Source organism: Gordonia sp. X0973 (assembly GCF_013348785.1).
Taxonomy (GTDB): domain Bacteria; phylum Actinomycetota; class Actinomycetes; order Mycobacteriales; family Mycobacteriaceae; genus Gordonia.
In genome coordinates, this window is record NZ_CP054691.1 from 3,515,764 (window position 1) to 3,535,171 (window position 19,408).

The 19,408-nt window shown below is 68.6% G+C and carries 17 protein-coding genes; 7 read left to right on the forward strand and 10 right to left on the reverse strand.

Annotated features, from left to right (window positions below; genetic code table 11):
• Nucleotides 1-241 precede the first annotated feature (241 nt).
• The 3 genes from HUN08_RS17245 to HUN08_RS17255 all read right to left on the reverse strand — a co-directional run bounded on the left by HUN08_RS17245 (nt 242) and on the right by HUN08_RS17255 (nt 3,437).
• Entirely contained in the window at nt 242-1,879 is a 1,638-nt protein-coding gene (locus tag HUN08_RS17245; RefSeq protein WP_124247641.1) for an acyl-CoA synthetase, read from the reverse strand.
• 89 nt (nt 1,880-1,968) lie between these two features.
• Entirely contained in the window at nt 1,969-2,697 is a 729-nt protein-coding gene (locus tag HUN08_RS17250; RefSeq protein ID WP_124247666.1) for a class I SAM-dependent methyltransferase, read from the reverse strand.
• Between the two features lie 5 nt (nt 2,698-2,702).
• The gene (locus HUN08_RS17255) at nt 2,703-3,437 is read right to left on the reverse strand and encodes a TetR/AcrR family transcriptional regulator (RefSeq protein ID WP_124247640.1); all 735 of its coding nucleotides are present in this window, start codon (nt 3,435-3,437) and stop codon (nt 2,703-2,705) included.
• 44 nt (nt 3,438-3,481) lie between these two features.
• Between HUN08_RS17255 and HUN08_RS17260 the strand changes: the two genes are divergently transcribed.
• Complete coding sequence (locus HUN08_RS17260) at nt 3,482-4,645, forward strand: glycosyltransferase family 4 protein (RefSeq protein WP_124247639.1); 1,164 nt, start codon at nt 3,482-3,484, stop codon at nt 4,643-4,645.
• On the opposite strand, the gene HUN08_RS17265 is transcribed toward HUN08_RS17260, so the two are convergent.
• Together HUN08_RS17265 and HUN08_RS17270 are read right to left on the reverse strand one after the other, a co-directional pair.
• Nucleotides 4,623-6,470 carry a hypothetical protein gene (locus HUN08_RS17265; RefSeq protein ID WP_124247638.1) on the reverse strand — a complete coding sequence of 616 codons (1,848 nt, stop codon included), beginning with the start codon at nt 6,468-6,470 and terminating at the stop codon, nt 4,623-4,625. The two genes, HUN08_RS17260 and HUN08_RS17265, sit on opposite strands and share 23 nt — an antisense overlap.
• Nucleotides 6,471-6,479: 9 nt before the next feature.
• Nucleotides 6,480-7,400, reverse strand: a complete 921-nt coding sequence (locus HUN08_RS17270; protein ID WP_124247637.1) for a CoA ester lyase — start codon at nt 7,398-7,400, stop codon at nt 6,480-6,482.
• A gap of 68 nt (nt 7,401-7,468) precedes the next feature.
• On the opposite strand from HUN08_RS17270, the gene HUN08_RS17275 reads away from it, so the two are divergent.
• Entirely contained in the window at nt 7,469-8,755 is a 1,287-nt protein-coding gene (locus HUN08_RS17275) for a polysaccharide biosynthesis protein (protein ID WP_124247636.1), read from the forward strand.
• Here HUN08_RS17275 and HUN08_RS17280 read toward each other — a convergent pair.
• From HUN08_RS17280 to HUN08_RS17290, 3 genes are all read right to left on the reverse strand, one after another.
• Nucleotides 8,640-9,440: a polysaccharide deacetylase family protein gene (locus HUN08_RS17280; RefSeq protein WP_124247635.1), complete on the reverse strand. Its 801-nt coding sequence runs from the start codon at nt 9,438-9,440 to the stop codon at nt 8,640-8,642. The two genes, HUN08_RS17275 and HUN08_RS17280, sit on opposite strands and share 116 nt — an antisense overlap.
• A gap of 98 nt (nt 9,441-9,538) precedes the next feature.
• Complete coding sequence (locus tag HUN08_RS17285) at nt 9,539-9,718, reverse strand: hypothetical protein (protein WP_124247634.1); 180 nt, start codon at nt 9,716-9,718, stop codon at nt 9,539-9,541.
• A gap of 191 nt (nt 9,719-9,909) precedes the next feature.
• On the reverse strand, nt 9,910-10,584 hold the full coding sequence (locus HUN08_RS17290; RefSeq protein ID WP_124247633.1) for a slipin family protein: 675 nt from the start codon (nt 10,582-10,584) through the stop codon (nt 9,910-9,912).
• Between the two features lie 604 nt (nt 10,585-11,188).
• On the opposite strand from HUN08_RS17290, the gene HUN08_RS17295 reads away from it, so the two are divergent.
• The gene (locus HUN08_RS17295) at nt 11,189-11,707 is read left to right on the forward strand and encodes a hypothetical protein (protein WP_124247632.1); all 519 of its coding nucleotides are present in this window, start codon (nt 11,189-11,191) and stop codon (nt 11,705-11,707) included.
• A 64-nt stretch (nt 11,708-11,771) separates the two neighbouring features.
• On the opposite strand, the gene HUN08_RS17300 is transcribed toward HUN08_RS17295, so the two are convergent.
• Both HUN08_RS17300 and HUN08_RS17305 read right to left on the reverse strand, forming a co-directional pair.
• The gene (locus HUN08_RS17300; RefSeq protein WP_124247631.1) at nt 11,772-13,976 is read right to left on the reverse strand and encodes a 3-hydroxyacyl-CoA dehydrogenase NAD-binding domain-containing protein; all 2,205 of its coding nucleotides are present in this window, start codon (nt 13,974-13,976) and stop codon (nt 11,772-11,774) included.
• 29 nt (nt 13,977-14,005) lie between these two features.
• Nucleotides 14,006-15,217 (reverse strand): acetyl-CoA C-acetyltransferase, encoded by a 1,212-nt coding sequence (locus HUN08_RS17305; RefSeq protein ID WP_124247630.1) that lies wholly within the window; start codon nt 15,215-15,217, stop codon nt 14,006-14,008.
• Between the two features lie 125 nt (nt 15,218-15,342).
• On the opposite strand from HUN08_RS17305, the gene HUN08_RS17310 reads away from it, so the two are divergent.
• The 4 genes from HUN08_RS17310 (at nt 15,343) to HUN08_RS17325 (ending at nt 19,407) form a co-directional block, all read left to right on the forward strand.
• Nucleotides 15,343-16,515 (forward strand): TetR/AcrR family transcriptional regulator, encoded by a 1,173-nt coding sequence (locus HUN08_RS17310; protein ID WP_124247629.1) that lies wholly within the window; start codon nt 15,343-15,345, stop codon nt 16,513-16,515.
• A 54-nt stretch (nt 16,516-16,569) separates the two neighbouring features.
• The gene (locus tag HUN08_RS17315; protein ID WP_124247628.1) at nt 16,570-17,502 is read left to right on the forward strand and encodes an adenylate/guanylate cyclase domain-containing protein; all 933 of its coding nucleotides are present in this window, start codon (nt 16,570-16,572) and stop codon (nt 17,500-17,502) included.
• Nucleotides 17,503-17,596: 94 nt separating this feature from the next.
• Complete coding sequence (locus tag HUN08_RS17320) at nt 17,597-18,580, forward strand: ATP-binding cassette domain-containing protein (RefSeq protein ID WP_124247627.1); 984 nt, start codon at nt 17,597-17,599, stop codon at nt 18,578-18,580.
• On the forward strand, nt 18,577-19,407 hold the full coding sequence (locus HUN08_RS17325; RefSeq protein WP_124247626.1) for an ABC transporter permease: 831 nt from the start codon (nt 18,577-18,579) through the stop codon (nt 19,405-19,407). Before HUN08_RS17320 ends, HUN08_RS17325 begins: the two co-directional genes overlap by 4 nt.
• The last annotated feature ends 1 nt before the right edge of the window (nt 19,408 follow it).

Sequence of the window (19,408 nt, forward strand, 5' to 3'; positions counted from 1 at the left end):
GACCCGGATACGGTCCCGGCCGTCCCGGTCGTCCCGGCCGACCCGGCGGACACGGACACTGGGGCCCGCCGCCCCGTCGCCGTCGTCGCCGCTACTGGAACCCGCGGTTCCGTCGCTGGGACTGGGGCTGGTACTGAGCCGACGCGCTCAGCACTAACGCAAAGAACCCGACTGCTTCAGGCAGTCGGGTTCTTGCTTTGTACCGGCCATTCGTATCGGGCCGGCCGGTACGGCGGATTTATTAGTCCAGCGGACCGGTCGGCAGCTCGCGCCGGACCAGCTTGCCGGTGGGGTTGCGGGGCAGTTCGTCGACGAAGATCACGTCGCGCGGCACCTTGTAACGGGCCAGATGGGCTTTCACGTGACCGCGGATGTCGTCGGCGGTCGGGTTGGCCCCCTTCTCCGGCACGATGAATGCCCGCAACCGGGTACCGAACTCCTCGTCGTCGACGCCGATGACCGCGATGTCGGCCACGCCGTCATGGGCGGCGAGCAGGTTCTCGACCTCCTGCGGGTAGACGTTCTCCCCGCCCGAGACGATCATGTCGTCGTCGCGACCGGCGATATGCCACAGGCCGTCGCCGTCGACGAAGGCCATGTCGCCGGTGGACATGTACCCGTCGAGGATCTGCTTGTTGCGCCCGTCGGTGTATCCCTCGAAGGGTGCGCCGTTGCGGACGAACAGTCGCCCGGGGGTGTTCTTGGCGCTGATCGGCTTGTCATTGTCGTCGTAGAGCTTGAGGTAGCTCGAGACCGGCGGCTTGCCGATCGATCCCGGTGATTTGCGCAGGTCCTGCGGCTGGGCCACGGCGGCGATCGCCACCTCGGTCGACCCGTACAGGTTGTAGAGCGTGTCGCCGAAAGTGTTCTGCCACCGCTCGCACAGTGCGGGCGGGAGCGCCGAGCCGGCCACCACGACCGTCTTGAGCGACGACGTGTCGTATTTGCCGATGACGTCGTCGCCGAGTGCCAGGATCCGGTAGAGCATCGTGGGGATCGCGACGAGCATCTCGGCCTTGTTCTCGGCGATCGCGGCCAGCGTCTTCTCCGGGTCGAACCGGCGGAGCACCACGGCGGCGTTGGCCAGCGCGGTCGAGACGCCCCACAGCGCCCAGCCGGTGGCGTGGAAGATCGGGGAGACGATCACCACCGCGCTGCGCTGCGGAACGGGGATGCGGTCGAAGATCAGGGCGCTGGCGAACGGGGAGATCTTGGTGCGCTTGGCGCCCTTGGGCAAGCCGGTGGTGCCGCTGGTGAGGATCACGAATCCGGCGAACTCCTTGGGCAACGCTGGCGCCGTCGTGTTGCCCGCCACCACCAGGTCTTCGAGGACCCGCACCCCCGCGGGCGGCTTGTGCTTGGAATCGACCCAGGTCAGGTAGCGCTTCTCGGCGGGGAAATCGCTGACGAGGTCGCTGAACTCCTCGTCGTAGAAGATCGCCTTGAGACTCTCGCGCTTGGCGACCTCGTTGAACTGGGTCTTGCCGAAGCCGGTGTTCATCATGGCCAGCCGCACCCCGGCGCGACCGGTGCCGGCGATCATGGTGAGCAGCCCGCGGTGATCGCGCGCGATGATGCCGACGACCGAGCCCTCGGTGATGCCGTCGGCGTGCAGCTGGTTCGCGATCGCGTTGGCACGCGCGTCGAAGTCGGCGTAGGTGAGCGTCCCGGCCTCGTCGACGATCGCCGGCTGATCCGGGTAGGCCGCCGCGTTCTGCCCGACGACGGTCGCGATCGGGCCGACCAGCTTGCCGAGCTTCACCGATTCGACGACGTGGCGGGGCTTGCGGAAGTCGATGGCCCCCGAGTTGGACAGGACTCGCACGGCTCCGACGAGGTCGGATACCTGGTCGAACGCGGTGCGCAATGCAGGCAGCATGAACGTTTCCCTTTTCTGACTACGTGTGTTGTCTAACTTGGCCTACAGCCTAGACATACCGGTGTGATGGCCGCCACGCTACCCCGTCGTCAGTCCTTCACCAGCACCATGACGAGATTGGTGGCGGCCACTTCGCGCAACCCCGGCACCCGGAGGACCCACCACGCCCACCACGGCAGGTAGCGCGGGAAGGCGGCCGCCAACCGCGCCCCGCGAGCGGATCGCGCCCACGCCAAACCGCGCGACGCCGTCACCTTGAACAGCGACTGGCCGTACAGGTTCTTCGGCGGGTGTCCGTGTCGGCGCGTGTACCGCGCGGCCGCACGGTGCCCACCGAGGTAATGCGTGAGGCCCATCTCGTGACCGCCGAACGGCCCCCACCACAGTGTGTAGCTGATGATGATCGTCCCGCCCGGCCGCGTCACGCGGATCATCTCGTCGGCCATCTCCCACGGCAGCGGGGTATGCTCCACCACGTTCGACGACAGACACACGTCCACCGAGCCGTCGGCGAACGGCAGTGCCTCCCCGGCCGCTCGAACGGTCCTTCGCCGCGTCAGCCCGGCGGCGCGCAACTCGCCCGCATCCGGGTCGACGGCGAGATAGCTCGCCCCGCGCGCGGCGAAAGCGTCGGCGAAGTAGCCCGGACCGCCGCCGACGTCGAGTACGACCTTGCCGTCGATCCCGCGGGCCACCGCCTCGGTCATCGCCGCGGTGTCGCGCGCCAGGGCTCCGTAGAACCGGGCCGGGTCGGACTGCTCGTACCGGAAATCGGCGAGCAGCCCGCGCGCCCGACCCCACGTGGCCAACCGCCGCATCCGCATCAGCCGCGCACCTTCGCCACCACACCGGCCACCACCAGCTCCAGCGTGTACTCGAATTCGACGTCGATCGCGCGCGGGAAGTCGGCGACGCGGGTCAGCGCGGGGAAATGCGCCGGATCGAGCGACGCGTAGTAGTCGCGCAACTGCGCCACGTCATCCGCGTCGTCCTCGCCGCCCTGCACCGCTGCGCCGACGACGAGGCGGCCCAACGTCGTATAGGTGTCGGCGGCGTCGGCGGGGCTCAGCCCGTCGCGGATCATCTGCCGCATTCCGAGTTCCTGGCGGAACAGCGCCACCGGGCCGGCCGGGCGCTGCAGCAGGAACAACCGGGCCGCTGCCGGGTGTCGCCGGAGCACGCGGTAGCTGGTGCGCGCACCGAGGCGGATCCGGTCGGCCAGGTGCTCGGGCCCGGGCGCGCGGGACAGACCCTCGACCTCGACGACGAGCTCGCGCATCATCTCGCCCATCAGCCGGTCGACGACCAGCGCCTCCAACTCCTCCTTACCGCCGGGGAGTTGGCGGTACAGCGTCGCCGTCGACGACCGCAGCCGCTTGGCGAGCGACCGCATCGACAGCGCATCGGCACCGCCCTCGTCGAGCAGGGCCAGCGCCGCGTCACAGATCTCGTCCAAGGCGCGCGCCGGCCTCCCCCTCCGACCGGGGTCCGGCTCGGGTTCCGCAGCGCGCCGGGCCCACCACTGCGGCGATCCTGGTACGGGGGGCTCGACGGTCACGGGAAGAACAGTAGTCCCCCTGACTGCGTATCCTGGTCGGCGTTATGGCCACCACCCGGACCCCCGTCGCCACCCTGCTGTGCTGGCGCGATCTCGCCCACCCGCAAGGCGGGGGCAGCGAGCGCTACCTGCAACGCGTGGGTGCCGAACTCGTGCGGCGGGGCCTGCGAGTCACGCTGGTCAGCGCCGCTTTCGACGGGTGTCTCGACGAGGAGACGGTCGACGGGGTGCGCATCCTGCGGCGCGGCGGTCGGCTGTCCGTGTACCCGCGGGCACTGCTGCTGTTGGCCGGGGCGCGCGTGGGACTGGGACCGCTGCGCGGCACCCGTCCCGACGTCGTCGTCGACACCCAGAACGGCGTCCCGTTCTTCGCCTCGCTGCTCACCCGACGCACCGTCGTCCTGGTGCACCACTGCCACCGCGAGCAGTGGCCCGTCGCCGGACCGCTCCTGTCCCGACTCGGATGGTGGATCGAATCGACACTGTCGCCGTGGGCGCACCGTCGACGGCGCTATGTCACGGTGTCGGAGCCGTCGCGCGCGGAACTGGTCGCCCTGGGCGTCGACGCGGAACGCATCGAGGTGGTGCGCGCGGGCATCGACCCGCCCGTCGCCGGCGACCGCGCCCCCGCCGGCAGACGGCTCGTCGTCTTGTCCCGACTGGTGCCGCATAAGCAGATCGAACACTCCCTCGACGCGCTGGCGGCGCTGCGCGCCGAGCAACCGGATCTGCGCATGGACGTCGTGGGCGGCGGCTGGTGGGAGCAGCGGCTGCGCGACCACGCGCGGGACCTCGGCGTCTGCGACCGCGTCGTCTTCCACGGGCACGTGTCCGAACGGCGCAAGCACGAATTGCTCGCCTCCGCCGCCGTCCACCTGATGCCCTCCCGCAAAGAGGGCTGGGGTATCGCCGTCGTCGAAGCGGCCCAGCACGGCGTCCCGACCGTCGGATACCGCTCGTCTGCGGGTCTCACCGACTCGATCGACGACGGTGTGACCGGGCTGCTCGTCGACGGCCGCGATGAACTGATCGCCGCCACCCGCAAGCTGCTGGAGAACCCCGGTCTCGCGCGCGAGCTGGGCGAGGCCGCGCGTGACGCCGCCGCCGGTTACTCCTGGTCGGCGACCGCCGACGGTTTCGTCGACGTCTTCGCCACGGTCAACCCGGAGGTCGACTGGGCGTCCTTCACCCCCTCCGCTGTCGAGTGAGACGAGGAGCGCGGCGGGACGCAACGCATCGAGAGACGACCAGCCCCACGGCACCAACGAGCGCGATGAGCCACACGAGATGTGCGACGAGGACGATGGCACGACGCGCCGACGAGGCGCCCGCCTCGATCACCGGATTCGGCACACGGTAGAGGGTCAGGTAGTCACCGGCGAAAACCGGTGTGGCAGAGACAAACCCGGTGGGAGTCCGGTTGCGCGACGGCTCCTCGACGAGGAGCCAGCCGACCCCCTCGGCGGCCAGGTCGGCGGGGCCGGCGCCCTGTTCCAGAGCGCGCTGCACCTGAGCGGCCCGCGTCGTCGGTGCCGCGTCGACGCGTTGTCCGTCGACGACCAACTCCCCCGTCTCGAGGACCGGTGCGCGCAGTAGCCGCCGCGCCGGGTCGAGACTCTGCGTCGGGGCGAAGGAATAGTCGCGCATCATGCCGCCCGGCCACAGTGCGACCGCCCCCTCGTCGGCGGGGACCAGGCGCGCAACGGTGTGCCAATCCGACGGCAGGCCGACCGGGTGCAGGCGCAGCGCTGCATCGGGCAACGGTGCGACGATCAGCATCGCGACCGCGGCGAAGGCGAAACCGCGGGGCAGGATGCGCTGGACCGCGCGCACGGCCCCCGCCACACCGATCGCGACCGCGGGCATCAGCAAGGCCAGGAACTTCTGGGTGTCGCGCAGCAGCCCGGCGCCCGGGACGTGCTCGATGAGCCAGGTCATCGTCGCCAGCCCGGGGGCGGTCGAAGCGAAGACCACGAGAACGACGGTTGCGACCGCGAGTGCCGCTGCGACGACGGCACGGCGGTCGAGTCCGCCGTCCCTACGGTGGTCGAGTGCGTCGCCCATACGCTGGTCGGGGGCACCATCCATACGGTGGTCTGGGGCACCGTCCACCCGGCGGTCGAGTCCGCCGTCCCTACGGTGGTCGAGTGCCCGACGAGCTTGCGAGTCGGGTGTATCGAGACCTCGCAAGACGAATCGCCAACCCACCACGACAACGGCGAGGAGCACGGCCGTCGCGATCCCCGCCCACCACGTCGTGCGGCTCGCGGGCACGGCGTCGGCATTCCAGATCCCGCCCATCCCGAGCGCGGTGAACATGCGCCCCAATCCCGGCTCGGCCCGCAGGGCGAATACCCGGGTCGCCGCGGGGTCGCTCGTCGTCGACACCGGGTTGAGCGCGGTGGCGACGACCCACGGCAGCGCCCCGACGAACAGGGGGGAAATGGCGGCCAACGCCCGTCGCACCTCCCCGCGCCACAACGACGGCACGACCAGCGCGGCACCGGCCGCGAAGACCGCCAGGATCGAGCCCGACGGGGTGAGACCGGCGCCGACGACCGCGGCCCACAGCAACGGCCAGCCGCCGCGCTCGGCATCCCGAATACGTTGGGCGGCAAGGAGAATCCACGGGATTGCCGCATAGCCCGCCATCAGGCTCCACTGCCCCTGCATGATCCGCTCTGCGACGTACGGATTCCACACCGCCACCAGACCGGCCGCGCACTGCGGAGCCCAACCGCCGCCGACGATCCGGCCGGCCAACAATCCCGCACCGATCCCCGCCAGCGCCAACGCGATCCAGGTGATCACGACGACCACGACACTGCCGGGGAGGACCGTCGACGCCACGGCGAGCAGGCCGTCCTGCGGCACCGCCCGCGCCGGGGTCTCACCGAGCCCCAGCGCGGCGTCGGTCAGAAAGGACCGCGGCGTCGACACCGCGTCGCGCATCAACAGCGGGCCGCCGGACAGCCCCGCGCCGAGGACCGCGGCGGCGCTGCACGCGCTGATCGCGATCAGGGCGCGCGGCATCGGAGTCTTCTACCGGTGGTAGGTGTCCGACGGGGCGGTGGAGTGCCCGGACTCGTCGGTGAAGTAGGTCGACGACGTGATCCCGTACGCGCGGGCCAGGTCGAGGATCTTCGTGGCACGGGCGATGCGCGGCAGGTCGGAGCCGTTGCGGATCTCCCCGCCGTCGCGGTCGAACTCGGCGAAGAACTCGCGCGCCCAGTCGATGTCGTCGCGCGACGGGGACAACCCCTCGTTCACCGGGGCGCACTGCTCGGGAGTGAGGCAGATCTTGCCGGTCATCCCGAATTCGACGCTGACCGAGGTCGCCTCGGACAGCTTGAGAACGCTGGACCCGACGGTCGGGCCGTCGATCGCGCTGGGCAGATGGGCGGCCTTCGCGGCAATGGTGAACCGCGACCGCGCATAGGCCAGGGTCAGCGGATTCTCGCCGAATCCGGTGTCGCGTCGGAAATCGCCGATGCCGAACGCGAGGCGGAAAGTGCCCTTCGCGGTCGCGATCTCACTGATCCGCTCCAGCCCGCGCGCCGTCTCGACGAGCGCGACGATCGGCACGTTCGGGATGCGGTTCGCGGTCTCGGTGATGTGATCCACCGACTCCACCATCGCGAGCATGATCCCGCCGATCGAGGTCTGCGCCAGCGCATCGAGGTCGTCGGCCCACCACGGGGTGCCGAAGCCGTTGACCCGAACCCAGTCGTCGTGGCCCTCGTTCAGCCAGCGGACGGCGTTGTCGCGCGCGGCGACCTTGTCCTTCGGTGCGACCGCATCCTCGATGTCGAGGACGACGATGTCCGCACGCGACCGGGCCGCCGGCTCGAAGCGCTCGTACTGCGCCCCGTTGACGAGCAGCCAGCTCCGCGCGAGCACCGGATCGATACGCGACCCGACTTCCTCCGAGTCGGCGGGGGCCACGAATTCTTGGTCGTACACGCCCTCTATCGTCGCCTATCGGTTGTGGCGATGACAAAGCGGTATGCGCAAAGCGGCAGACTGGACGGGTGAATTCTGTGAGCGGTGCCGTGCGCTCGCTCGGTGCGGTCACCGTCGGGGCGACGGTCGCCAACGTCGCCGCCTACCTGGTCGCCATTCCCGCCAGCCGCTCGCTGGGGGCCGTCGACTACGGGGTCTTCGGCATCGTCATGGCGGCGATGGTGGTCGTGGCGGCGCCGTCCATGGCCGTGCAGGCGGTGATCGCCCGCGAGGTGGTCCACGGTCGGACCGACGTGAAGCCGCTGGCGGTACGCACCGCCGTGCTGGTGGCGACATTCGCCGTGGTGGCCGGAATGATCCTGGTCCCGATCCTTCGCATTCCCGTCGCGGCGGCCACCGCCGGGTTGGTGATGGCACCGCTGATCGTCCTCACCGCCGCGGGACAGGGGATCCTGCAGGGGCATGGCGAATTCGGGCGACTCGGGTGGCTGTTGGCCCTGGTCGGTGTCTTGCGGGCCGGGCCGATGATCGTCGCGGTCCTGCTCGACGCCTCGGCGGTCGGCGCGTTGTGGGCCGGTGCGGCCGGCACGCTCGCGGCGGCACTGCTCTCCTGGCGGTGGGCCAACCTCCCACAATCGTCCGAATCCGTGGGGTCCGAGGGCGTATTGCCCTCAGCACCCGCCGTTTCGGAAGATTTCGGTACCCGCGCCGGGGTGCTCGACGTACTCGGGGCATCCCAGGTGCAACTCGCCCTGCTCGTGGCGGTCTCGCTCGACCTGCTGCTGGCCCGGGTCGTGTTGTCGGAGACCGACGCCGGGCTCTACGCGTTGGGTGCAGTGGTGACGAAGGCGGCCTTCTGGTTGCCGCAGGCGGTCGGGACCGTGGTGTACCCGCGCCTGGCCGCCCCCGGGTCCACCCCGGGCTCGTTGCGCAAGGCCTTCGGCGTGGTCACCGGGATCGGTGCCGTGGTGGTCGGCGCCACCTGGGTGGGCGCTCCGCTCGTCCCGCACGTCGTCGGGGCGGAATACCGTCCGATCGTCGGCATCCTGTGGGTATTCGCCGCGGCCGGGGCGGTCTTCGCGGTCCTCGCGCTGTTGCTGCTCGCGGTCATCGCGGTGCGGCGCACCGTCATCGGCATCGCGGTCTGGGTGTTGGTCGCGGGCCAAGCCGCGGCGATTCTGGCGTGGGCGCATTCGGTCGCGACGCTGGTCGGCATCGCCGCGGTGTCGGCCACGATCATCACCACCGTTTGCGTTGCGGCGTTGGCGCTGGGTTCGCGAAGTAGTCGTCGAGCGTCACCATCTGCAGGTGCCGGTCGCGAATCGCATTCACAAAGTGCTGGTAGACGTGGGTGACCGGGTCATGGTTGGCGTGCCCGATCACGATGGCCTGCGGTAGGAAATAGTGCCGGATGGCGCTGATCAAGAACTGTTCGGTGACGACGCCCGAGTCGGAGAGCGAGCCGTACCAGAGGGTGGGCACGGTGTAGCCGAGGTCGGCGGCGACGCGGTCGACCTCGTCGTTGTGAAAGCCGTAGGGCGGGCGGTAGAACGGTGTCCCGTCGACGCCGAAGGTGTTGCGCAGGAACTCCTTGTTGCGCTGCAACTCCTGCGCGACCTCCTGCGGTGCCAACGAGGTCAGGTCCGGATGGGTCCACGTGTGATTGCCGAGTTGGATCTGGCCGGATTCGACGAGCGGCGCCAAGACGTCGCGGTTGTCGCGCCAACTGTCGTACTTCCCGGTGACGAAGAAGGTGAACCTCGCACCGGTCTCCCGGGCGAATGCTGCGTAAGCGCGCACGACCTCCGAACTCGCACCGTCGTCGACGGTCAGCGCGAACGAGTTGCCCAGTCCCGGGAGCCGGGTGATCGTCTTGTCCGGCAGCGGCACCTTGTGCGGCAGCGGACCCGCCAGTGGTCCAGAAAGCGCCGGCCCGCTGCGCGCCGACGATGTCGGGGTGGGCGTGGACACGGTCGTGCACGCGCTCAGCACTCCGGCGCCCGCGACGGCCAGCCCGGCAAGGAATTCTCGTCTGTCCACACCGCAACGGTACGTCACAGCAGAGGCAATACATGGGACCTGACCTGCGGAGATACCCGAATTGTCCGCGATGGGAGCTTGCTTCGGAAGGCCGGCGACTAGGCCGGGAGTCGCCCCTCGGCCACGTCGAGCACCCACTGTTCGGGCTCCTCGCCGCGTATCCGGGCCGCATTCACGAGAATCCTGGCGGCGCTGCGACGCGTGCTCGGATTGGAACCCCGCAACTGGAAGTCCGCCCGCTCACGGGCCGCCGCGCTCTCCTCAAGAGACATCGACATCGCCAACCTCCTGATGCGATTCCAAGTCACCATTATCCCCGAGAGCGCCCATGACAGCCAGGATCCCGTGCTCGCTTGGTGTGACGAGCGGCAAAGTCGCCAGCGCGTCGACGATCGCTAGCCCAAACTCCTTCCGACGAGAAACGGGCCCGCATCACAGGATGCGGGCCCGTCCTCCTCGGGTAGCGGAGCTATTCGGCGTCGGCGTCGGCACCGCCGACGGCGAGCACGACCTTGGCGCCGTACGGCACGGCCTGGACCAGGCGCAGCTGCGCCAGGGCCGGGTGCTGGTCGAGCAGGCGGCCGGCGTTGGCCAGGCTGCGCAGCGCGGCCGTCTCGGCCCGCGCCTCCTCCAGCTTGGCCCGGCCGCGCACCTGTGCGGTGACCAGTTCCATCGTCGCCGTCCGCAGCTCGTGCGGGGCGATCACGTCACGGATCGTCACGGCGGCGACGGCGATACCGACGGGGTCGCCGGCGGCCGCCGCGGCAGCCGTGAGGGCCTGGGCGTCGAATGCCTCGGTCCGACCGATCAGGTCCGGCGCGGCCACCGCGGCACACTCGGTGCGCAGCGCGACCTGGGCGGCCAGGTAGACGACGGCGACCGGGTCTTCGGAGCGCTCGGTGAACGCGACCGGGTCGTCGACGGCCAGCGTGATCGCAAGTGACACCCGCACCGGTACACCGTCGGCGGTCAAGACCTCCTGCGGCGCGACGTGCACGATCCGGTCACGGGTGTCGACGCGTACCCAGACCGCGTCGTGACGGATGCGATGCGCACCCGGGGTCAGGATTCGCGCCAGCGTGCCGTCGCGGTACTCGAGGACGACCTCGCCCGGGTTCACGACCCGGCGGTTGAAGATGGACATGGCGCTTCTCCTTTCCTTGGTGCGCAATGGTTTTCAGGCTTTCAGTTGTGGGGCACCGCCCGCGGGGCGGAACCGTCGGTGGGGTGTGCCGCCTTCGCGGCGCACCACAGGACCGTCGTATCCCGCGACCCCCGGGGGCGGTGCGTTGGGAGGAGTCGAACCTCAGACGTTTACGCGTCATGCCAGTGGAGGTCCAGCCGCGGGCAACGCGCGGAACCCGGTTGCGGTATCCCGTCCGGGCCGCTTCCCGCGGTGGCTGATCCGATCGAGAACTCTCCCACCTCTCACCCAGGGCGACAACTGATTAATTCAAACCGGGCAAATCGCCTATTCCGATACTTGAATCCGCACGAGAGTTCACAATCGGACGAGGCGGAAACGCCAGTTCCGCATGACGGAAGCGAGGACCAATGAGCACTCGAATGACGGCGGCGCATATCCCGGTACGGCGCCACACACCGTTGCCCCAAGTCTTGTGCAGAGCAAAAGGCGGCGGCGCAGCGGCAGCTGCAACAACTGCTGAAAGGCCTCCCACAAAGCAGGCAGACTCACCGCTGGCCGAAGGTTCAGAATCCAATACACCCCGATCTGAAGGAGCATGACCATGAACGCACGACGCTCACTCGCGACGATTGCGGCGGCTGTGGCCGTCGCGACCGGCGCGACGCTAACAAGTGCACCATCGACCGCACACGCGGCGCCGGGTCAGTGGTATGGCCCCGTCTTGGAAAGGTCCGGCCAAGCCGAGTTCTGGTTGCTGGGCACCACCGCTACAAGCGGCTGGTACTACACGACCCGATACGGCGGGATCTACCGAGTCGTCCTGCAACAAAGGGATGAGAACCGCTACGGGGTCGACCGTCTGAAGAGTTGGAAGACCATCGCCGCCTTCGGCGAACAGGAACGGTTCGGCAGTCGCCGAAACATCTGGAATATGAGGTGGGGAGCCCGGTTCGCGGACTTCCGACTCTGTCGCCAGAAACCCAAGTGGCTCGACACCCGCCAAGAGAACTTTGACTGCTCGCGCACCGTGCGCATGTTCGGACCCAGCGCTCCGCACCGGCCGCGCGGCGGAGGCAACGGCGGCGGGGGTGGAAACATGGAGTGGGGCGCCACCGGCTGACTACCTAAACGAGAACAACCCCACGCCAACGACGACTGGCGTGGGGTTGTTCTCGTTCTGCTCGCTAGGCGTTGACCTTGGTCAGCGTCTCGTTGGTGAGCTTCTCACCGCGCGAGGCCTTCTCGACCAGCGAGGCCGGCGGCTTGAACTGGTCGCCGTACTTCGACGCCAGGTCGTTGGCACGGTCGACGAAGCCCTGCAGGCCACCCTCGTACTGGTTGATGTACTGGATGACGCCACCGGTCCACGCCGGGAAGCCGATACCGAAGATGGAGCCGATGTTGGCGTCCTCCACCGAGGTGAGCACACCCTCGTCGAAGCACTTGACGGTCTCCAGCGCCTCGGCGAAGAGCATCCGCTCCTTCATGTCCTCCAGCGGGATCTCCTTGCTGCCGGACTTGTAGTGCTCGCGGATACCCGGCCACAGCAGCTCGCGCTTGCCGTCGGCGTAGTCGTAGAAGCCCTTGCCGTCCTTCTTGCCGGTGCGACCCTGCTCGACCATCCAGTCGATGACGTCGTAGGACCCGTGGTGCGGGAAGTCGACGCCGGCGGCCTTGGCGGCCTCCTCGGTCTCCTTGCGGATCTTCTGCGGCAGGGTCAGCGTCAGCTCGTCCATCAGCTGCAGCGGCGCGGCCGGGTAACCGGCTTGGGTGCCCGCATGCTCGATGAACGCCGGCTCGATGCCCTCACCGACGGCCGCGACGGCCTCGTTGATGAAGGTGCCGATCACGCGGCTGGTGAAGAACCCGCGGCTGTCGTTGACGACGATCGGGGTCTTGCGGATCTGCAGCGTGTAGTCGATGACCTTGGCGAGCACCGCGTCGGAGGTCTTCTCACCCTTGATGATCTCCACCAGCGGCATCTTGTCGACGGGGCTGAAGAAGTGGATGCCGATGAAGTCCTCGGGACGGTTCACGCCCTCGGCCAGGATGGTGATCGGCAGCGTCGAGGTGTTGGAGCCGAGGACGGCATCCGGATCGACGATGTCCTGGATCTCCTGGAACACCTTCTCCTTGACCTCGACCGATTCGAAGGCGGCCTCGATCACGAAGTCGACACCCTTGAAATCGGCCGGGTCGACGGTCGGGTGGATGCGGTCGAGCAGCGCCTTGGACTTCTCCTCGGTGGTCTTGCCGCGGGAGAGAGCCTTCTCCTCGAGCTTGACCGAGTAGTCCTTGCCCTTGTTCGCCGCGTCGATGTTGATGTCCTTGAGGACCACATCGATGCCGGCCTTCGCCGAGACGTAGGCGATGGCCGCACCCATCATGCCGGCGCCGATGACGCCGACCTTCTTGGCGGAGTACTTCTCGAAGCCGTCGGGCCGCGACCCGCCGCCGTTGATGTGCTGCAGATCGAAGAAGAAGGCCTTGATCATGTTCTGCGCGACCTGGCCGGTGACCAGCGAGACGAAGTAGCGCGTCTCGACGAGGTCGGCGGTGTCGACGTCGACGTAGGCGCCCTCGATGGCCGCGGCGAGGATCGCGCGCGGAGCCGGCATGTTGGTGCCCTTGATCTGCTTGCGCAGCAGTGCCGGGAAGGCCGGCAGGTTAGCCGCGACCGCCGGGTTGGTCGGTGCGCCACCCGGGATCTTGTAGCCCTTGACGTCGAAGGGCTGCTGGGCCTCGGGGTTCGCCTTGATCCACGCCTTGGCGGCCGGGATCAGTTCCTCGACGGAACCGACGACCTCGTTGACCAGACCGGTCTCCTTGGCCTTGGTCGGGTTGAACTGGGTGCCCTGCAGCAGGACGCCCATCAGCGCGTTCTGCATACCGAGCAGGCGCACGGTGCGGACCACGCCACCGCCGCCGGGCAGCAGGCCCAGGGTGACCTCGGGCAGACCGATCTTGGAGCCCTTCACGTCCGCGGCGACGCGGTAGTGACAGTGCAGCGCGATCTCCAGGCCACCGCCGAGGGCGGCGCCGTTGATGGCCGCGACGACCGGCTTGCCCAGGGTCTCCAGGCGGCGCAGGACGGATTTCATGCCGTTGGCGCGCTCGGTGATCGCCGTGGCGATCTCGGCCTTGGTGACATCCTTCGGACGGTCAGCGGTCATGTCCTTCAGGTCGCCGCCGGCGAAGAAGGTCTTCTTCGCCGAGGTGACGATGACACCGGTGATGTCGTCCTTCTCCGCTTCGAGGCGGTCGACGGTCGCGGCGATGGAGGTCATGAACTTGTCGTTCATGGTGTTGGCGCCCTGGTCGGGGTCGTCCATGGTCAGGATGACGACGCCGTCGGCGTCCTTATCCCAGTTGATCATGTTGTCGCTCATAGTCTTCTCTCTGGTGAGTCTGTCCGCGCTCAGAGGCGCTCGATGACGGTTGCGACGCCCATGCCGCCGCCGATGCAAAGGGTGACCAGGCCGTAACGACCCCCGGTGCGCTCGAGTTCGTCGAGGCAGGTACCCAGGATCATGGCGCCGGTGGCGCCTAGCGGGTGGCCCATCGCGATGGCGCCGCCGTTGACGTTGACCTTCTCGTGCGGGATCTTCAGATCCTTCATCCACTTCATGACGACCGACGCGAACGCCTCGTTGAGCTCGTAGACGTCGATGTCCTCGGGGGTGAGGCCGGCCTTCTTCAGCGCCAGCTCGGTGGCCGGGGTGGGACCGGTCAGCATGATGGACGGCTCGGAGCCGATCTCGGCGAAGGAGACGATGCGGCCGCGCGGGGTCAGGCCGTTGCGCTTACCCGCCTCTTCCGAGCCGATGAGGACCAGGCCGGAGCCGTCGACGATGCCGGAGCTGTTACCACCGGTGTGGACGTGGTTGACCTTCTCGACCTGCGGGTACTTCTGCATGACGACATCGTCGAAGCCGGCCATGTCGGCCAGGCCCTGGAAGGCCGGCTTGAGCTTGCCGAGCGACTCGACGGTGGTGCCGGGGCGCATGTGCTCGTCGTGGTCGAGCAGGACGACGCCGTTGATGTCGGTGACCGGGAGGACCGACTTGGCGAAGTAGCCCGATTCCCACGCCTTGGCGGCGCGGGCCTGCGACTCGGCGGCGAAGGCGTCGACGTCCTCGCGGGAGAAGCCCTCCATGGTGGCGATCAGGTCGGCACCGATGCCCTGCGGGGCGATGTAGTTGTCGTAGGCGGTGGCGGGGTCCATGAACAGGGCGCCGCCGTCGCTGCCCATCGGCACGCGCGACATCGACTCGACGCCGCCGGCCAGCACGAGGTCGTCGAAGCCCGAGGCGACCTTGGCCGCCGCGAGGTTGACGGCCTCCAGGCCGGACGCGCAGAAGCGGTTGATCTGGGTGCCGGGGACGGTCTCGCCGAGTCCCGAGACCAGCGCCGCGGTGCGGGCGATGACCGCGCCCTGCTCGCCGACCGGGGAGACCACGCCGAGGATGACGTCGTTGACATCGGTGGGGGTGAGCCCGCCGTGGCGGGCGAGGAGCTGGCGGATCAGGCCGGACACGAGGTCGATCGGCTTCACGCTGTGCAGCGCGCCGCCGCGCTGCTTGCCACGAGGCGTACGGACCGCCTCGTAGATGAATGCTTGCTCAGGCACGGAAGTTCCTTTCACGCGAACCATCGTTGGTTACGGCGCAAGACTAACGCGGAATAACTTATTTGGCTATAGCTGGTGGTCAAATGGTTCATCTTCTTGTCGTCGTGGGCTATGGTCTGTTCACCATGACCGTGCAATCCGCCCGTGCGAGCCGTCCGGCAGACCGCCGTCGACAGCTCATCGACCACGCAGCGACGCTCTTCCTGCAGCGCGGGTACCCGCACGTCTCCATGGCCGACATCGCCCGCGCCGCCGGGGTCACCGCACCCTCGCTGTACCGGCATTTCGACGACAAGCGGGATCTGTTGGGCGCGGCCGTGCTGTCCGGCGTCGACGACCTCGAGACCTGCACCGATCGCGCATTGGCCAATCCGACAGCGACCACCGAGGAGACCGTCCGTGCGCTCATCGACGCCATCGCCAAGCGGCCCGACTCGGCGTCGTTGTGGCGGTGGACCGGCGCGTATCTGAGCGACGAGCAGAACCTTGAGGTCGCGCTGCGCACCCGTGCCGTGCTGCGTCGGTGGGCCGAAGTCCTCTTCGGCGACGACTCGGGCCTGGCCGACTGGGAGCGCTCCCAGCTGACCTGGGCGCTGCTCTCGGTCGCCGGGTCCAACGCGGTGCACAACACCCGGCTGTCGCCGGCGCGCGAGATCGACGAGCTCGCCGGCCGGGCCATGCGCCTGTTGGCCCTGCGACCTTCGCAGGCGCCACCCCACCGCAGCGGGATGCCACTCCCCCCGTCGACGACCCGCCGCGACGAGATCCTCGACGCCGCATCGCGGCTCTTCGCCGAGCGCGGATTCGCCGACGTCGGCGTCGACGAGATCGGTGCGGCCGTCGGGATCAGCGGGCCGAGCGTCTACAACCACTTCCCGTCGAAGGCGGCGATCCTCGTCGGCATCGGGCAGCGCAGCGCCGCCCGCCTGGATGCCGGCGTGATGGCCGCCTACTCCGACGACGACGCCGAGATGCTCGCCGCCCTGGTCGACGCCTACGTCACAGCGATCACCGCGACACCCGACCTGTCGGTCTCGTTCAACAACTCGGCGGCCATCACCGACGACCCGACCGCGGCCTCGCTCCGCGACAACCAACGCCGCTACGTCGCGCGGTGGATCGAGTTGATGCCGCTGCCGAAAGCCGAGGCGGCCGTCGCGGTCCACGCGGCGCTGTCGATCGTGAACGACGCGGTGCGGCTACGCCGCGGGACGTCGCGCCCGGAGTTCACGTCGCAGATGGCCTACCTCATGAAGGGCGTCCTCCTGGACCCCCCGCCGGGAGCGCGGACCGAATAGCTACCCGGCCCCGAGAGCCAGCGGGCGGGCGGGTCCACTGGCTACCGTGGAGCCATGACCAGCACACCGCCCGGCGGGGAGCCGCGCTTTTCCCGCGACGAGTTGATCGCGGCGTTGGGTGCGGAACCCGAACGGGCGCAACGGCTGTGGAATGCCTTCGGCTTCGCCCGCAGGCATACCGACGAGAAGATCTTCACCCAGCGCGACGTGGATGCGCTGGCGCTGCTCGTCGAATCGTCGAAGGCCATTCCGGAGGACGAGCAGGTCGCCACCGCCCGCGCCGTCGGCCAGACCATGGCCCGGCTGGCCGATTGGGAGGCCGACATGCTCGCCGAGCTGTCGCGCAACCCCGCGATCACCTGGTCGACCGAGGAGATGGCCGTCGCGCTCGGCGGGGTGCAGCAGCTGGTGTGGCGGCGTCACCTCGACATCGCGTTGGCGCGCGAATCCATCGACGACGAAGCCGCGGAATCCCAACGACTGGCCGGGGTGCGCACCACCGAGGCAGTCGGGTTCGCCGACATCGTCGGCTACACCAGCCTGTCGCGGCGGATCGACATGCCCGGCCTGGAGACCCTGCTGGAGAAGTTCGAGGACCGCGTCCACGAGGTCATCACCGCCCACGGCGGCCAGGTGGTCAAGACACTCGGCGACGCGGTGCTGTTCACGAACACCGACGCGCAGGCGGCAGCGGAGACCGCCATCGAGATCCAAGAACGCGTGGCCAACGTCGACCCGGTACCCCAGCTGCGCGTCGGAATGGCCCTCGGTGAGATCCTCAACCGGCACGGCGACGTATTCGGCGAGCCGGTGAACATCGCGTCGCGTCTCTGCGGATCGGCCCGTCCCGGGACCATCCTCGTCGACGCCGGGTTCGCCGCGCAGGCCGACGGCGACCGCTACCGGCTGAGTTCGATCCGGCCGCTGTCGGTCCGCGGCTACCGCCGGCTGCGGGCATGGACGTTGGGGCGGCCGCGAACCCACTGACCAGGGGCCTTCGTCCCCGATCGGGTGATTCGTCTGTGGTCGCTCTCGATATTGCGTTAGCGAATGTCAGATCCGTGCAATACCGTCGTTGCTCATGACCGGAATGACAGGTTCGGATATCGCGATCGAGGCCATCGACCTCGTCAAACGCTTCGGCGATTTCACCGCCGTCGACGGCATCAGCTTCCAAGTGCCCCGGGGTACGGTGCTGGGTCTCCTGGGCCCGAACGGTGCCGGGAAGACGACGACCGTCCGCATGATGACCACGTTGTCCGAGCCCACGAGCGGAATCGCGCGGGTGGCCGGGTACGACGTCTCGACCCATCCCGACGAGGTACGCCGCAGCATGGGCCTCACCGGACAGGCGGCCACCGTCGACGAGATCCTCACCGGCCGGGAGAACATCGCGATGATCGGTGGGCTCTACGGGATCGGGCGCAAAGCCCTCGCCGCCCGCGGTGACCAGCTGCTGGAGCAGTTCTCGTTGACCGAAGCGGCGAACAAGCCGGTCAAGGACTACTCCGGCGGCATGCGCCGTCGGCTCGACCTCGCGGTGAGCCTGTTGGCCGCTCCTCCGGTGCTGTTCCTCGACGAGCCCACGACGGGCCTCGATCCGCGCAGCCGCACCGAACTGTGGGAAGTCCTGCGGGAACTGGTCAACGACGGCACGACACTGCTGTTGACCACCCAGTACCTGGAAGAGGCCGACCAACTCGCCGACGACATCGTCGTCATCGACCACGGGCGCATCATCGAGCACGGGACCGCCCTGCAGCTCAAGGAGCGGGCCGGTGCGGCCAGCCTGGTGTTGACCGTCTCGCATGCCGACGACCTGGAGGCGGCCGCCGACGTGCTGCGCCGCTCGGGGAACGAGGTGTTCGTCGAGGCGAATGCGCGTCGGATCACGATGGCCGCCGACGGCCTGCGGGATCTGACCACGGCCGCCGGATGGCTCGACGAGTCCGGTATCTCGGTCGACGATCTGGGTCTGGCCCGCCCGAGCCTCGACGACGTCTTCCTCTCGCTGACCGGCCACCGCACCGAATCCGACGACACCGACCAGGAGTCCCAGTCATGACCACCCTCACCAACCCCGTGGTGCCGGTCTCGCCCACCAGCCTGTGGCGCCAATCGTGGATCATGGTCAAGCGCAACCTGATCCACACCAAACGCATGCCGGAGATGCTGGCCGACGTGACGTTCCAGCCGATCATGTTCGTGCTGCTCTTCGCGTTCGTCTTCGGTTCGGCCGTCGCGATCCCCGGCGGCGGGAACTACAAAGAGTTCCTGCTCCCGGGCATCATGGGCCAGACGATCGCCTTCACCGCGTTCATCGTCGCCAACGGAGTCACCGCCGACCTCGACAAGGGGATCATCGACCGGTTCCGGTCGCTGCCGATCCACCAGTCGTCGGTCATCGTCGGCCGGGCGATCGCCGCGTTGCTGCACAGTTCCATCGGGATCGTCGTCATGGCGATCACCGGCCTCGCGATCGGCTGGCGGATCCGTACCTCGGTTCCCGAGGCGGTCCTCGGCTTCGCCCTCGTCCTCCTCTTCGGCTTCGCGATGATCTGGTTCGGCCTGCTCGTCGGCTCCTGGTTGAAGAGCGTCGAGGCGGTGAACGGCTTCATGTTCACCACACTCTTCCCGATCACCTTCCTGTCCAACGCCTTCGTCCCGACGGCCGGTATGCCGACGTGGCTGCGGACGATCGCCGACTGGAACCCCATCTCGGCGCTGGTCCAGGCGATGCGCGTGTTGTGGGGCAACGGCCACCCGGCAGCCGCGGGGGCACCGTGGCCGCTCGTGCACCCGGTGTGGGCCACGATCATCTGGTCGGTCGCCCTGACCGCGATCATCGCGCCCATCGCCATCCGCGCCTATTATCGCCGCACCACCGACTGAC